14 protein-coding genes are annotated in these 14,357 nt (G+C 69.4%); 1 reads left to right on the top strand and 13 read right to left on the bottom strand.

Features of this window, described 5'->3' with window-relative positions:
* From A5701_RS22455 to A5701_RS22420, 8 genes are all read right to left on the bottom strand, one after another.
* The coding region (locus A5701_RS22455; RefSeq protein ID WP_067759072.1) for a hypothetical protein at positions 1-441 on the bottom strand (441 nt) is incomplete at its 3' end.
* Between the two features lie 29 nt (positions 442-470).
* Positions 471-1,961: an NAD(P)/FAD-dependent oxidoreductase gene (locus A5701_RS22450; RefSeq protein ID WP_067759069.1), complete on the bottom strand. Its 1,491-nt coding sequence runs from the start codon at positions 1,959-1,961 to the stop codon at positions 471-473.
* Positions 1,962-2,035: 74 nt separating this feature from the next.
* On the bottom strand, positions 2,036-3,097 hold the full coding sequence (locus tag A5701_RS22445; protein ID WP_082969809.1) for an AraC family transcriptional regulator: 1,062 nt from the start codon (positions 3,095-3,097) through the stop codon (positions 2,036-2,038).
* 60 nt (positions 3,098-3,157) lie between these two features.
* Positions 3,158-4,441, bottom strand: a complete 1,284-nt coding sequence (locus tag A5701_RS22440; protein ID WP_067759066.1) for a fatty acid desaturase — start codon at positions 4,439-4,441, stop codon at positions 3,158-3,160.
* Positions 4,442-4,538: 97 nt separating this feature from the next.
* On the bottom strand, positions 4,539-5,732 hold the full coding sequence (locus A5701_RS22435; protein ID WP_369807440.1) for a ferredoxin reductase: 1,194 nt from the start codon (positions 5,730-5,732) through the stop codon (positions 4,539-4,541).
* Positions 5,733-5,829: 97 nt separating this feature from the next.
* On the bottom strand, positions 5,830-6,333 hold the full coding sequence (locus tag A5701_RS22430; RefSeq protein ID WP_156670214.1) for a hypothetical protein: 504 nt from the start codon (positions 6,331-6,333) through the stop codon (positions 5,830-5,832).
* The gene (gene ppk2, locus A5701_RS22425; RefSeq protein WP_067759063.1) at positions 6,330-7,190 is read right to left on the bottom strand and encodes a polyphosphate kinase 2; all 861 of its coding nucleotides are present in this window, start codon (positions 7,188-7,190) and stop codon (positions 6,330-6,332) included. The genes A5701_RS22430 and ppk2 overlap by 4 nt, the downstream gene beginning before the upstream one ends.
* 44 nt (positions 7,191-7,234) lie before the next feature.
* Positions 7,235-8,653, bottom strand: coding sequence for a wax ester/triacylglycerol synthase family O-acyltransferase (locus tag A5701_RS22420; protein WP_067759060.1), 1,419 nt, complete (start codon positions 8,651-8,653; stop codon positions 7,235-7,237).
* A gap of 184 nt (positions 8,654-8,837) precedes the next feature.
* Between A5701_RS22420 and A5701_RS22415 the strand changes: the two genes are divergently transcribed.
* Positions 8,838-9,377 carry an Rv3235 family protein gene (locus A5701_RS22415; protein ID WP_197499031.1) on the top strand — a complete coding sequence of 180 codons (540 nt, stop codon included), beginning with the start codon at positions 8,838-8,840 and terminating at the stop codon, positions 9,375-9,377.
* A gap of 30 nt (positions 9,378-9,407) precedes the next feature.
* Here the strand turns inward: A5701_RS22415 and A5701_RS22410 are convergent, their stop codons facing one another.
* The 5 genes from A5701_RS22410 to A5701_RS22390 form a co-directional block, all read right to left on the bottom strand.
* Positions 9,408-10,541, bottom strand: coding sequence for a cation:proton antiporter (locus A5701_RS22410; protein ID WP_067759057.1), 1,134 nt, complete (start codon positions 10,539-10,541; stop codon positions 9,408-9,410).
* Positions 10,542-10,545: 4 nt separating this feature from the next.
* Positions 10,546-11,028, bottom strand: coding sequence for a cation:proton antiporter regulatory subunit (locus A5701_RS22405; protein WP_067759055.1), 483 nt, complete (start codon positions 11,026-11,028; stop codon positions 10,546-10,548).
* A gap of 72 nt (positions 11,029-11,100) precedes the next feature.
* On the bottom strand, positions 11,101-11,856 hold the full coding sequence (mddA, locus tag A5701_RS22400) for a methanethiol S-methyltransferase (protein ID WP_067759052.1): 756 nt from the start codon (positions 11,854-11,856) through the stop codon (positions 11,101-11,103).
* Positions 11,857-11,925: 69 nt separating this feature from the next.
* Positions 11,926-13,476, bottom strand: coding sequence for an HD domain-containing phosphohydrolase (locus A5701_RS22395; protein ID WP_082954864.1), 1,551 nt, complete (start codon positions 13,474-13,476; stop codon positions 11,926-11,928).
* Positions 13,477-13,509: 33 nt separating this feature from the next.
* Entirely contained in the window at positions 13,510-14,250 is a 741-nt protein-coding gene (locus A5701_RS22390) for a hypothetical protein (protein ID WP_067759046.1), read from the bottom strand.
* Positions 14,251-14,357: the final 107 nt, after the last annotated feature.

The raw sequence follows: 14,357 nt of genomic DNA, 5'->3' as shown, positions 1-14,357 counted from the left end.
GACGATCTCCGGTGCGGACGCGGCCAGGCCGGCCTTGTCGGCTTCGGGGACCTGGTCGGGATCGACCCCCGCCCGGGCCAGCACGGCGGCCGGGTCGGCGAGCTGATCGGTCAGCCAGGCGACCGGGTCGGCCGACAGCTCGGGGACGAAGTGCCGTCGCCCGGGCTCCCACCCGTCGAACTTCGGGTGGTGATGGGCCCGGTCCAGGGTCCCGGGCGGGCTTTCGGTGGAGCCGAACAGATCCACCCGCCACACCGGGCGGTTGAAGCCGATCGGGACGCCGGCGTAGATCGACCCTTGCGGCTCGTCCCGGTCGACAATCCGCAGTTCCAGCCGGACGCCCCGCTCCGGGGTTTCCTGACCTTCCAGCGGGCGCGGGTCGACGAAGAACATGTCGCCAACGACGACACCCATGGTTTCGAATCCGAACGCTGCGAGCATGCCTTGAGCGTAGTCCCGGCGGCTCCGGGTCAGGCGCTGATCTCCTCGGCCACCGGTTTGGGCAACACCTCCAGGTAGTCGGCGAACGCGACCGCCCTTGTGCGGCGCTGATATTCGTGCACCAGCCCGGGCCAGTTGGTGGTGACCCGGCCCGATGCGGCGCGATACCAGGAGTCGCAGGAGGTCCACACGCCGGCGTCGAGCCGGGCCTGGACCTCGGCGTCGTAGGCCTGCTCCGCGGCGCGCCGAACCTCGAACGCGCGCACCACACCCCCGCGGGCGAGCTCTTCGGTGACCTGGCGGATGTAGCGGGCCTGCTGCTCCATCATCAGGATGATCGAGCTGCTGCCCAGGTTGGTGTTCGGGCCATAGATCAGGAACATGTTCGGGAAGCCCGGCACGGCCATGCCCAGATGGGCGCGCGCGCCTTCCGCCCACTCGGACTGCAGGTCCCGACCGTCGCGGCCGGTGATCGTAATCGGGGCCAGGAATTCGGTGGCCTTGAACCCCGTGCCGTAGATGATGACGTCGACCTCGTGCAGCCTGCCGTCGGCGGTGCGCACCCCGGTGGCCGTCACCTCGGTGATCGCGCCGGTCTCGACGTCGACGTTGTCGCTGGCCAGCGCCGGGTACCAGTCATTGCTGAACAGCACGCGCTTGCAGCCGATCGGGTAGTCGGGGGTCAGCTTCGCCCGCAGCACCGGATCCTTGATGTGCCACTTGAGGTTTGCCGATGCGGCGACGCCCACCAGCCGGGCGAGCGGGGCGACCTTGGTCAGCGCGAGACCGAAGAACTCCGAGATCTCCCAGATCAGGCCTCGCATGGCGGAGGCGAAGCCGGGCGCCTTGGCGAACGCGGCGTGGTGCGCGCCGGTGTAGGCGCGGTCCGGCTTGGGGACGATGTAGGGCGCTGACCGCTGAAACACGATGACGCGCTGCGCGGTCTGGCGGATGCGTGGGACGAATTGGATGGCGGATGCGCCGGTGCCGAGGACGGCGACGCGCTTGCCGGCGAGGTCGACGTCGTGGCGCCACTGCGCCGAATGGAAAGAGGGACCCGCGAACGTATCCAGGCCCGGGATGTTCGGCAGCGCCGGCCGCGACAACTGCCCCACCGCGGGCACCAGCACGTCGGCCTCGAACACCTCGCCGGACGAGGTCTCGACCCGCCACGTGGCGGTGCCGTCGTCGAAGGCCGCCGACGTGACCTCGACCCCGGTGCGCACCAGCTCGCGAAGGCCGAACCGGTCGGCGGTGTCGTGGATGTAGCCGAGGATGTCCGCCTGCTCGGCATACCGCCGCCCCCAGTCGGTCTTGCGGGCGAAGGAGTACGAGTACAGGTTCGACGGCACGTCGCAGGCGGCACCGGGGTAGGTGTTCTCCCGCCACACACCGCCGATGTCCTCGGCCTTCTCCAGCACCGTCACGTCGGCCAGGCCATCCCGGGACAGCTCGTAGGCGGCGGCGAGGCCACCGAAGCCGGCCCCGATCACCAATACGCGAGGACGAGTCGAAGTCATAAGTGAAAAGTAGGCCCGGGGCGCCCGTCACCGGCAACCGATTGCGGTCGGCAAATCCATAATTCCGGCCACGATCAGACGGCGACCAACCGCCCGCGCGGCGCGACCGACCGCTGGTATCGCGCGGGAGTCGTGCCCGTCCACCGCTTGAACGCGGCGATGAAGCTCGTCGCCTCCGCGTAGCCAAGCCGCAACGCGACGTCGTCCACCGACAGCGCGCCCGTCGCCAACAGCTCCTCGGCGAGGACCCGGTGCACCTCCTCGAGGAGGTCCCGAAAGGTCGTGTTCTCCTCGGCCAGCCGCCGCCGCAGCGTCCGCTCGCTCATCGCCAGCTGCCGGGCGACCGCCCCGATGGTGTGCGGTTCGCCGTCGACCGAGGCCAGCCGCTCACGGACTTGCCGGGCGACACCGGTCCGCGCCCGGCGCCGCTCCAACAGGGCGCGGCACTGCTGCTCGCACATGGCCACGCTGATCTCGCTGGCCTGCGGCAGCGGGTTGTCCAGCAGTTCGGCCGGCCAGCGCGCCACGTTCGCCGACGAGTCGTAACGCGGCGTCACGCCAAATGCCTTGCAGGCCAGGGCATCCGAGGACGGCGCCGGACCGGTGAACTCGATCGAGGTGAACGGGACCGCACGGCCGAGCAGCTCCGCCATGACCTGGGCGATGGCCGCCAGGTCGCGCCGGACCAGGAACTCCGCGACCGGGCCGGTCACGTCGGGCAGGTCGAGCCGCAGCGCCGCCACCGGCCCGTCCACCGTGACGGTCGGCAGGCAGAAGCCGTAGCTGAGTTCGTAGAACCGGGCAGCGAACCGGACGGCGTCGCCCAGTGTCGAACTGGTCAGGCAGGCGAAACCGAAGATGCCCAGCGATCCGACGTGATAGCCGCCGCCGACGCGCGTCCCCAGGTCGGCGGCTTCACCCAGCAGGTTCACCAGGTTCGTGACGACCGCCAGCTCCTGACGCCCGACGATCATCCGGTTGTGGTCGCGCAGGTCGGCCTCCGTCAGGCCGGTCCCGTTGAGCACGTCCGCCATGGCAATGCCATTCGCGCAACCGAATTCGGCCATCAACGCGACGCTGGCCATGCTGCGCGGGAAATCCCAGTGCGACACGTGCGATCCGACGAACACCTGCACGCATCCCAGTATGGCGAACGAGCGCGGGACGGCGGCCACACCGCGTCCGCACGCGCTGCGCTAGGCCGCCAGGTCGTCCGCGCGCCGCGCGTCGCGTTGCGCGCGCTTGCCGCGCCGCCAGCCGCGCACGGTCTCGATGGCGGTCTTCAGCCCGCGCCGGCGGCCGGTCTCCGGGTCGGTGCCCGCGAATTCGGGCCCCAGCTCGTCGAACATCCGCTCGCTGCGGGTTTCCGGCGCGTTGTCGGCGTCGTCGCGCAGGTATTTGTTCGGCAGCGACAGCTTGGCCAGCGTGCGCCACGTCTTGCCGTACTGCACCAGGAACGACCCGGTCGTGTAGGGCAGGTCGTACTTGTCGCAGATTTCGCGCACCCGCACCGCGATCTCCGCATACCGGTTGCTCGGCAGGTCCGGGAACAGGTGGTGCTCGATCTGGTGGGACAGGTTGCCGCTCATGAACCGCAGCGCGGGACCCGCCTCGAAGTTGGCGCTGCCCAGCATCTGGCGCAGGTACCACTGCCCCTTGGTTTCGCCGATCATGTCGGTCTTGGTGAATTTCTCTGCGCCATCAGGGAAATGGCCGCAGAAGATGACCGCATTGGCCCACACGTTGCGGATGATGTTGGCCACCGCGTTGGCCTTCAGCGTGGATCGGTACGTCGCGCCGGGCGACAGGGCGGTCAGCGCCGGGAACGCGACATAGTCCTTCACCACCTGCCGGCCGGCCTTGGCCAGGAACTCGTCGACCCGCTGCCGGGCGTCGTCGTGCTCCATCCGCTTCTTGACGATCTTGCCGATCTCCACATGCTGCAGGCCGACGCCCCACTCGAAGAGCAGCGCCAGCATGGTGTTGTAGACCAGGTTGAAGATGTTGAAGCGCTTCCAGCGCTGGTCGCGGGTGACGCGCAGCAGGCCGTAGCCGACATCGTCGTCCATCCCGAGGATGTTCGTGTACTTGTGGTGCACGAAGTTGTGGGTGTAGCGCCAGTGCTTGGACGACCCGCTCATGTCCCACTCCCACGTCGAGGAGTGAATCTCGGGGTCGTTCATCCAGTCCCACTGGCCGTGCATGACGTTGTGGCCGATCTCCATGTTCTCGATGATCTTGGCCACGCCCAGCGTTACGGTGCCGGCCCACCAGGCCGAGCGGCGAGAACTGGCGGCCAGCAGCAGCCGGCCGGATACCTCCAGCGCACGCTGGGCCGCGATGGTGCGGCGGATGTAGCGGGCGTCCCGCTCGCCGCGCGAGTCTTCGATGTCCTGGCGGATGGCGTCCAGCTCAACGGCCAGGTTTTCGATGTCGGCGTCCGTCAGATGGGCGAATACGTCGACGTCGGTGATCGCCATCGTCTTCTTCTCCCTACGGTTTGATTTGTCCGTCCTGAACAGGTCAAGACCTACGCTATCGTAACCTACGAACCCGTAGGTTACCTGTGAGTAGCCTTTAGATGTCGAGCACGCAGTCGCCCGAGGCGGCCGAGACACACGTCTGAATCCGGGTGCCCGGATCGTGTTCCACGCCGGTGCGCAGGTCGCGAACGTGACCTTCCACCAGACCCACCACGCACGACTGACATATACCCATTCGGCAGCCGAACGGCATCTGCACGCCCGCCCCCTCCCCCGCGTCCATCAACGACGTGGCGGCGTCGGCGGCGACGGCGCGGCCGCTCTGCGCGAAGGTGACCGTTCCGCCCGCGCCGGCCGGCGCGGCCTTGGACACCGCGAACCGCTCCAGGTGCAGCCGGTCGCCGATGCCCGCGGCCGACCAGATCTTCTCGGCCTGGGCCAGCATGCCCTCCGGCCCGCAGGCCCAGGTGTGGCGTTCGCGCCAGTCCGGCACCTCGTGGTCGAGCAGGGCAAGGTCGAGCCGGCCCTGCGAGCGGGTCTCCCGCAGCTTCAGTCGGTAGCCCGGGTGCTCGGCCGCGAGCGTGGCCAGCTCGGCGCGAAACATCACGTCGGATTCGGTGGGCGCCGAATGCACGTGCGTGATGTCACCGATCTGGTTGCGCCGCAGCAGGGTTCGCAGCATCGACATCACCGGCGTGATCCCGGATCCGGCGGTGAGGAACAGGATCGACGACGGCGCCGGGTCGGGCAGCACAAAGTTGCCCTGGGGCGCGGCCAGCCGGACGATGGTCCCGCGCGCGACGCCGGCCACCAGGTGGGTCGAGAGGAAACCCTCGGGCATCGCCTTGACGGTGATGGTGACGGTGCGCGCGGAGCCGGATCCGGACGTCGCGGCAGGGCTGGACGTCAGCGAATACGACCGCCAGCGCCAGCGTCCGTCGACCAGCAGGCCGATCCCGATGTACTGACCCGGCTGGTAGTCGAAGTCGAAGCCCCACCCCGGCTTGATCACCAGGGTCGCGGAATCCTCCGTCTCGCGGCGCACCTCGAGGATGCGGCCCCGCAGTTCTCGCGCGGACCACAAGGGGTTCGCCAGGTGCAGGTAGTCGTCGGGCAGCAACGGTGTGGTGATGCGCGCGGCGATCTTGCGCAGCGCGTGCCAGCCGGGATGCCGGTCCGCGCCCGCGACAACGGGTCGCTTGGTCTCGACGACGTTGCCCTTGATAGCGGGGTTACGTCTGCCCAGAGGAAGCTCCTGCTCACTACGCGGCGTCTTGGTTGCGCTCACCATTGTGGTCGATTCCTGGGGCCTCACGAAACCTACGGTAGCGTAACCTACGGTTGCGTAGCCAGGGTGGCACGCCCCGAACGCGTCACATTCGGCGTCAGAGCAGCTCGAGCAGGAACGGCAGCTCCTGGTTTGCGTACCAGGCCAGATCGTGGTCCTGAGCGTCACCGACTACCAGCTCGGCGTCCTCGTCACCCAGGTCGGCGGCGTCGATGACCTCGATGGCCTTCGTCACATCCGGCTCGGCCGCCGCGTTGTCGACGTAGGCGGCGACCACTTCGTCGAGTGCGACGGGCGCGCCGAGCCTCACCACGGCGTCGTCGAGGTCGGGACGGAAGGTGACGTCGCCGACCTCGGCGGCCAGCACCGCGCGCCGCGGCGGCAAGCCCCCCTCCGCTTCCGAGTCGGCCAGCAGACGTAGCGACGCCAGCGCGGCCTCGCGCAGCGCGACCTCGGCGAGTTCGTCGTCGTCGCCCTCGGCGTAGGACTCCCGCAACGTCGGCGTCAGCGCGAACGCGGTGCCGTTGACGGGCATCAACGAGCCGTCGGCGACCAGATGCTGCAACATGGCCAGCGTGGCCGGGATGTAGACCAGCGTCACGTATCCCCCATCAGTGTGGCCGCGTAGTCGTCGACGTACTTGGACAGCTCACGCGGCGGGCGCTGGTAGTTCCCGCTCACCACCGGGGTCTTGGGCAGTTTGACGTGGGGCCGCTCGACGTCGTGGTATTCGATGGTAGCCAGCAGATGCGCCATCATGTTCAGCCGCGCATGCTTCTTGATGTCCGATTCCACGACGTACCAAGGGCTGACGGGGGTGTCGGTGTGCACCATCATTTCGTCCTTGGCGCGTGAATAGTCCTCCCGCCGATACAGCGACTCGGTGTCCATCGGGCTGAGTTTCCATTGCCGCACAGGGTCACTCAGGCGCGCCTTGAACCGGCGCAGCTGCTCGTTAGCGGAGACCGAGAACCAATATTTGCGCAGCAGTATCCCGTCGTCGATCAGCATCTGCTCGAAGATCGGCGTCTGCCGCAAGAACAGCGCATGCTCCTGCGGCGTGCAAAATCCCATGACCTTTTCGACGCCGGCGCGGTTGTACCAGGACCGGTCGAACAGCACGATCTCCCCTTTGGCGGGCAGATGGGCGATGTAGCGCTGGTAGTACCACTGGCCGCGTTCGCGTTCCGTCGGCGAGGGCAACGCCGCGATGCGGGCGACGCGCGGGTTGAGATATTCGGTGATCCGCTTGATGGTGCCGCCCTTGCCCGCCCCGTCGCGGCCTTCGAAGATCACCACGAGGCGCTGGCCGGTGTGCCGTACCCACTCTTGCAGCTTCACGAATTCCGTTTGCAGGCGGAACAATTCGGCGCGGTATACCTCTTCGGAAATCTTGGGCGCTTTCGGCTCCGCCGATTTCGCCGGTTTCGCCTTGGGGCTTTTCGTCGCGGTGCTCACATCAACGAATGATAGAACCGGCCACAGGTTTTCACCTGGACTAATTACCGGGAAGCTTCCAGCAATTCCTCGAGCGATTGGCTCAACAGGCCGGGCAGCAGTTCCACGTCGCTCATCGCTTCGCGGTCGGCGTTGATGCCGAAATACAGCATGCCGTTGTACGACGTCACGCTGATGGCCAGCGCCTGGTTGTGCAGCAACGGCGGCACGGAGTAGGTCTCCAGCAGCTTGGTGCCGGCGACATACATCTGCGACTGGGCCCCGGGCGCGTTGGTGATCAGCAGGTTGAACGTCCGCCGGGAGAAGGTGGGGAAGCTGGTGGCGACGCGGATACCCATGGCGTGCAGCGTGGGCGGCGCGAAGCCCGACAGGGTGACGATGGTCCTGGCGTCCACCAGGCGCGCACCCGTCGGGTTGGATTCGGTGGCGTGCGCGATCTGCGACAGCCGCACCACCGCGTTCGGCTCCCCCACCGGCAGGTCGACCAGGAAGGGCGTCACCTGGCTGATGGCCTGGCCGGGGCCGGTCGCGTCGAGCTGGCCGTCGGCGTAGACCGGCAGCGGCGCCATGGCCCGCACCGTCGCCGTCGGCGACACCGCCACTCCGCGTGACATCAGCCAGTTGCCCAGCGCCCCGGTGATCACCGCGAGCACCACGTCGTTGACGTCGCAGTCATACCGCGCGCGCACCGTGCGGTAGTCCTCGAGGTTGCAGCTCGCCACCGTGAACCGCCGGTGGCGCGAGACCGTGGCGTTGAGCGGGCTGCTCGGCGCGGTGCCGCGCGCCACCGCCCGCGCGAAATCGACGACCCGCCGGCCGGCCGCGAGGAGCTCGCCATGGTTGGTCACCAGGCCGCCGACGGCCGACCCGACGGCCTGCAGCTGGGTGCCCGGCCCCACGAACCAGTCGCCGATGGCGCCGAAGATCAGCCGCGCGTTACCCGGGTCGCGCTCCGGGACCCAGATGTCCTCGGGCAGCGCCGGGGGACGCCTGGTGCGGTCGGCGATGACGTGGTTGATCTCCAGCGCCGCCATGCCGTTGATCAAGGCTTGATGCGACTTCGTGTACAGGGCGACCCGGTTCTTGGCCAGGCCCTCGACCAGATACATCTCCCACAGCGGCCGCGTCTTGTCCAGCGGCCGGGCGGCCAGGCGGGCGATCAGCTCGTGCAGCTGTTCGTCGCTGCCCGGCGACGGCAACGCGGAGCGCCGCACGTGATAGGTGATGTCGAAGTCGGCGTCGTCGACCCACACCGGGCGGGCCGAACCGACCCGGACCTCCCGGACCTTCTGCCGGTAGCGCGGGATCTGCGGCAGCCGTTGTTCGACGGTGGCCAGCAGCGTCTCATAGCTCAATCCCGCGCGCGGCTTGCGCAGGATCGACAGCGATCCGACGTACATCGGGGTGGCCGTGTTTTCCAGCCGAAAAAACGACGCGTCCGATGGGGACAGCCGGGTCACCATAAGGGCGCAGTCCTCCTCGTCGAATCATCGCCCTGTTGCTTAAGGAGATGCCCCGCCCACGGTAATCGTCTCGACGGGTCCCGGCCGAGCGCGGGTACGCGCGGGCCGCGGTTGTGCCATGATGACCACTGCCTGCCCCTCTCCAGCGGGCTCACGGTTCGACCGAAGAGTTGGAGAGTGCGTGGTGAACAGCAGTCCTGTCGCGGGTCCGTCCGACGCCTTCGCCGTCCTGCCCGTCGTCGACTACGAGCCTCCCCCGCAAGACGTCCCGCCGAGCGTTCCCGCGTGCCGGCCATCGGCGCGGGCACCGCTGCGCCGCCGCGGCCCCCGCCCCTACCCGCCCGGGCGGCAACCCGCGGAGCCGGTCCGCGCGGCCACGTCGCCGCAGATGCGCCAGGCGGCGGCGTTCGCCGACGCTGCGCTGCGCCGGGTGCTGGAGGTCATCGACCGCCGCCGACCGGCCGCGCAACTGCGCCCCTTGCTGACGCCCAGCCTGGTGGATTCCGTTGTCGCGGTGAGTCAGTCGGCCACCGGGCGCGCGGGCGCCGCGGTGTTGCGCCGGGTGCGGCTGCAGCCGGCCGGTCATCGGGACCCGGATGCCGCCGCCGAGGTGTCCGGCTCCTACAGCCGGGGGAACCGGGTCCATGCCATCGCCTGCCGTGTCGAGCGGATGCCCGCCGACGCCGGCGCCCGGTGGCTGGTGGTGGCCCTCCACATCGGTTGACCGCCGGTGATCAAGGCCCGGCCGCGGGCGTCAGCGGGCCGCCGGCGTGTAGCGGGTGAGCACTGGACCCAGAATCGCCATGACGAACACGTACGACGTCGCCAGCGCGGCGACCGCGGGGATCGACGTGCCGGCCAAGCCGATGATGATCAGCGAGAATTCGCCGCGGGCGACGAGCGCCGTGCCCGCCCGCAGCTGCCCGCGCCGCGCCACCCCGTCGCGCCGGGCGGCGAAGATCCCGGTGGCCACCTTGGTCGCCGCCGTCACCGCGGCCAATATCAGCGCCGCCGGAAGCATCGGGATCAGCGCGTGCGGGTCGACCGAAAAGCCGATCGCCAGGAAGAAGATCGCGGCGAACAGGTCCCGCAGGGGGCCCAGCACCTGACGGGCGCGTTCCGCCGTCTCGCCGGTCAGCGTCAGCCCCACCAGGAACGCGCCCACGGCGGCGGATGCGTGCAGGGACTCGGCCAACGCCGCCACGATCAGGGTGATGCCGAGCACGCGGAGCAGCAGCTGTTCGGAGTCGGGGTGTTCGACCAGCCGTCCCACGTGGTGGCCCCAGCGGTAGGACGCGGCGAACGCCGCCAGCAGCGCGGCCACCGCCACCACCATGCCGCCGACCGCGTGCAGCCACCCGCCGCCCGCGGCGAGCACGGCGAACAGCGGCAGGTAGGCCGCCATCGCGAAGTCCTCGAGCACCAGCACGGACAGCACCGCCGGCGTCTCCCGGTTACCGAGGCGGTGCAGGTCCTCCAGCAGGCGCGCGATCACACCGGACGAGGAGATGTAGGTGACGCCGGCCAGGCACAGGATCGCGACGCCGTCCAGTCCGAGCAGCCAGCCCGCGACCGCGCCGGGCGCCGCGTTGAGCACGATGTCGACGCCCGCCGACGGCAGGTGGTGGCGCAGGCTGGTGGCGAACTCGGCTGCGGAGAACTCCAGGCCCAGGGTCAGCAGCAGCAGCACGACGCCGATGGGCGCGCTCGTCGTGATGAACTGGCCGCCCGCGTCCAACGGCAGGATGCCGCCCTTACCGAGGGACAGGCCCGCGAGCAGGTAGACCGGTATCGGCGACAAAGCGAATCGTCGTGCCGCGGCGCCCAATACGGCCAGCGTGGCCAGGAGGGCGCCGAGCTGTAGCAGCAGCGCCCACGAAATTTGCACCGGCTCAGCCTTTGTCGATTATCTGCTCGACGCCGGCGATGCCGTCCTGGGTTCCGATGACGATCAAAACGTCTCGGGCATGGAGCATTTCGGCCGGCCCGGGCGATGCGAGCACTTCGTCGTTGCGCACGATCGCGACGATGGAGGCGCCGGTGCGGGTGCGGGCGTGGGTGTCGCCCAAGGGGTGGTCGACGAACGGGCTGCCGGCCAGGATGTGAACCTGCCCGGTCTCGAGCCCGGGTATTTCCCGGGCCAGTTCGGTGAACCGCTCGGCGATCCGGGGCGCCCCGAGGATCGCGGCCACCACCTCGGCCTCTTCCTCGCTGAGGTGCAGGAGCGGGCGGGCCTCGTCGGGATCCTCCCGGGCGTAGACGACGACCTCGAAATCGCCGCCTCGCCGGGCGATGATGCCGATGCGGTCGCCCTTGTGATCGGTGAACTCGTAGCGAAGACCGACGCCCGGCAGCAGCACCTCCTTGACATCCATACCGTCAATCCTGACAGGTGGGACGGGGGCGCGGGCGCCGGATCGCCGACCTCCTACGGAACTGCTAGAGACTCAGCCCTGCCGCGCCATCCCCGCAGCTCGGCGTCGCGGAATAGGCACAAGCATCGACACCTCGCGGCGGTAATCGAGGTATTGGTGGCCCAGCGACGCGACCAGGTCCCGCTCCTCCAGCTGGGTGGCGACCAGGATGTAGAGCGTCATGCCGACCGAGAACAACAGATGCCCGGCCGTCATGACGGGCGCGGCCCAGAACGCGATGCCCATCCCGAGCATCAGGGGGTGCCGCACCACGCGGTAGAGGAGCCGGACGCGGAATTCGACGCTGGTGTAAGGCTGTTGGCGCGACGCCAGATACACCTGCCGGAGCCCGAACAGGTCGAAGTGGTTGATCAGGAACGTCGCCAGCAGCGCGATCGCCCAGCCGAGCCAGAACAGCGCCCACAGCAGCGCGCGGGCCGCCGGCATCCGCACCTCCCAGACGACCGTTGGCATCGTCCGCCATTGCCAGTACATCAGGGCGAGCACGACGCTCGAGAACACCACGTAGGTGCTGCGCTCGATCGACGACGGCACGAAGCGTGCCCACCACCGCTTGAACGCGGGCCGGGCCATCACGCTGTGCTGCACCCCGAAGAGGGTGACCAGGACCGCGTTGATCGGGATGGCCTGGGCGATGGGCGCGGCGAGCCCATGATCGACGCTTCGGGGCACCGCGAAATTGCCCACGAAACCGATGAGATACAGGAAGGCCGCGAGGAAGAGCAGGTACGCCGCGGCGCCGTAACCAAGCGTCAGATATCGCTTCATGGGCTAAGTGTCCGCCGCGTGCGAGCGCTCGACCATAGGTCGTTTGCCTCATCTTCCCCGGGCGGGGCACTAGGTATTTTTGACCAGTCCGTTGCGCAGCGCGTACATGCTGGCGCCGATGCGGTTCGAAACGCCGATCTTGGCGTAGGTGCGCTCGACGTGGTTGCGGGCGGTCTTCTCGCTGATCACCAGCGACGCCGCGATGTCCTTGTTGGAGGCGCCGCGCGCGACCAGGCACAGCACTTCGATCTCCCTGGGGGTCAACCCGTCCGGCCGCATTTTGGGCCGCTGCGCGGGTTGACCGGCCGCGTGCAGCACCGCTTCGACGGCGACCGATTCCAGTTCACCGGCCTGCGCCCGGCCGCGCAGCCGCCTGGCCGCCGCGTCCGGCGACATCTGCTCGCGATACGGCCTGGGCTCGCAGGCGGACTGATAGCAGACCGCGGCGGCCAGGATCCGGTCCGGCAGACCGAGCGCGGAGCCGGCGAGCCCACGCGGATACCCCGAACCGTCCAGGCATTCATGGTGATTGCCCGCGACCTCCGCGAGCTGCCGCAGGCCGGGCACCTGGTTGAGGATGCGGACCGTCAGATACGGGTGCAGCCGCACGCGTTCGAATTCCGAGGCCGTCAGCGGCCCCTCCCGGGACCAGATCTGGTTCGACACCCCGATGCGGCCCAGGTCGTGGACGTGACCCGCGCGTCGCGTCAGGGCCACCGCGTCGGCGTCGACGCCCGCGGCCCGCGCGGCGTCCCCGGCGAGCCGGGCGACCGCGCGCGAATGCCCAAGGGTGAACGGGCATTTCAGGTCGACGAAGTCGCCGAGGGCGACGAGCAGGGCGTCCAGCGACCGGTCGTCGAGCCGCTGATCCCGATCGGGCGCGGCGGCCAGTGCCGCGGCCCAGGAGTCGCCGGCCTGCGGGCCGGCCAGGATCTGCTCGCCGTGACGCAGGAAGGCGTCGGCGACCTGGGGGTCGAATTGCCCGCCGCGCCGATCACGCACCATGGCCTCGGCCCCCGCGACGCCGTAGGTGCGATGGTGCACCTCGACCATGTCGGCCAGCTGAGCGATGCGCATCTGGATCGGGATCTCGTCGCCCCGGGCGCCTGCGGGCAACCCGCCGCCGTCGTAGCGCTCGAAGGCGAACGCCACGGCCGCCTGCACGTCGGGCCCCAGCCCCATTCGGTCGGCCAGGACGGCCGCCGAGGTGCAATGCGAGTGGATCAGGCGGGAGATGTGGCCGCGCGCGTTGGCGAAAAGCGTTGCCATGACGCTCAATCGGTGCGTCAGCGGCTGGCCGCGCCCCACGTTGCCGGCCAGGAACCGCAGGTAGGGCAGCCCGGACCAGTCGACGAGATACGAGTCGTGGCGCACGGCGATGTCGTCGCCGAACCACCGCGCGTATTCGTGGGAGTCGGCGTGACAGCCGATCCACATGATCAGGGTCGTGTAATAGGTGCAATCCCGTTCGTCGGTGTCGAGCCCGAGCCGGTCGGCAAGCCTGGTCGCGATCAGCGCCGCCCGGAGCATGTGCTCGGCGGGCTGGCCCAAACCCAGGTCGATCGCCACCGACAGCGCGGCCAGCAGCTCCGCCCGGGTCGGCAGTTCGGGCTCCGACATGGGCCTCATTGTGCCCAGCTCATCGGTCCGCGGTCAGCCGATTGGCACAGTGCGTCCGACGGCGTGATGGCGGCCGGCGTCGAAGGTTTCGAAATGGCCCGAACCCACCACGAACAGGCCGCGCTGCGGCGGCCGGAAACCGGCCAGCCGCGGTTGGTGCGGCAGCGGCCCGACCAGCCCGAGGTCCACCCCGCGCCATGCCGCGCGCGAACCCGCCACCGCCCACACTTGCGCCGGGGCGATCATGAACCGCTGCCCGTTGGGCGCGGTGCCGGACAGGCGGACCCGGCCGGCCCGCAGCGTCGGGCCCGCGGCCCGGCCGAGGGCGGCCAGCAGCGCGCGGTTGGTCCACGCCCGCGCCGGCAACCGCCCGCCGACCGTGCTCATCAGTCGGGTGGACGCGGTGGTGCCGATATCGATGTGCCAGGCCAGCAATCCCGGGATCTCGACGAACAGCGACCACGGGGTGACCCAGGCGACGTCGATGTCGCACTGCACCGCATCGTTGGGCGTCGCCGAGCTGAAGAACCGGGCGCAGCTCTGCGGGCCCGGTGTCGTCGCGTAGAAGGTCCACGCCCCGTCGGGGTCGCGGTGCCACACCGACCGGTAGCCGGGCGAAAACGACGTGGCCGGAAATACCCGCAACGCCAGATAGTGTCCGCTGGCGAACGGAAGGCCCATCACGCCGAAGCCGACGAACCGTTCGTCGTCTCCGGACGGCAGGCGGGGGTTCTGCAGGACGGCCGTGGCGGCCGCCAAAGGCGATGTGATCATGCGGGAATCGTGCGCGCGGGGGTGCCGTCGACGCATGGGGCGACTGCCTCAAATCCCCGGGCCGTGGCGAGCGTGAAGCGAGCCGCACCTTCGGCGCCGAGCGTGAA

This window comes from Mycobacterium sp. E3305, from assembly GCF_001666785.1.
Lineage (GTDB): Bacteria > Actinomycetota > Actinomycetes > Mycobacteriales > Mycobacteriaceae > Mycobacterium.
This window is presented reverse-complemented; position numbering and strand designations above follow the sequence as displayed.

Excerpts from the sequence above, each read along its gene's own strand:
- A5701_RS22450 (WP_067759069.1), bottom strand. The coding sequence starts at position 1,961 with ATGACTTCGACTCGTCCTCGCGTATTGGTGATCGGGGCCGGCTTCGGT.
- A5701_RS22440 (WP_067759066.1), bottom strand. The coding sequence starts at position 4,441 with ATGGCGATCACCGACGTCGACGTATTCGCCCATCTGACGGACGCCGAC.
- A5701_RS22420 (WP_067759060.1), bottom strand. The coding sequence starts at position 8,653 with ATGGTGACCCGGCTGTCCCCATCGGACGCGTCGTTTTTTCGGCTGGAA.
- A5701_RS22405 (WP_067759055.1), bottom strand. The coding sequence starts at position 11,028 with ATGGATGTCAAGGAGGTGCTGCTGCCGGGCGTCGGTCTTCGCTACGAG.
- mddA (WP_067759052.1), bottom strand. The coding sequence starts at position 11,856 with ATGAAGCGATATCTGACGCTTGGTTACGGCGCCGCGGCGTACCTGCTC.
- A5701_RS22395 (WP_082954864.1), bottom strand. The coding sequence starts at position 13,476 with ATGTCGGAGCCCGAACTGCCGACCCGGGCGGAGCTGCTGGCCGCGCTG.
- A5701_RS22390 (WP_067759046.1), bottom strand. The coding sequence starts at position 14,250 with ATGATCACATCGCCTTTGGCGGCCGCCACGGCCGTCCTGCAGAACCCC.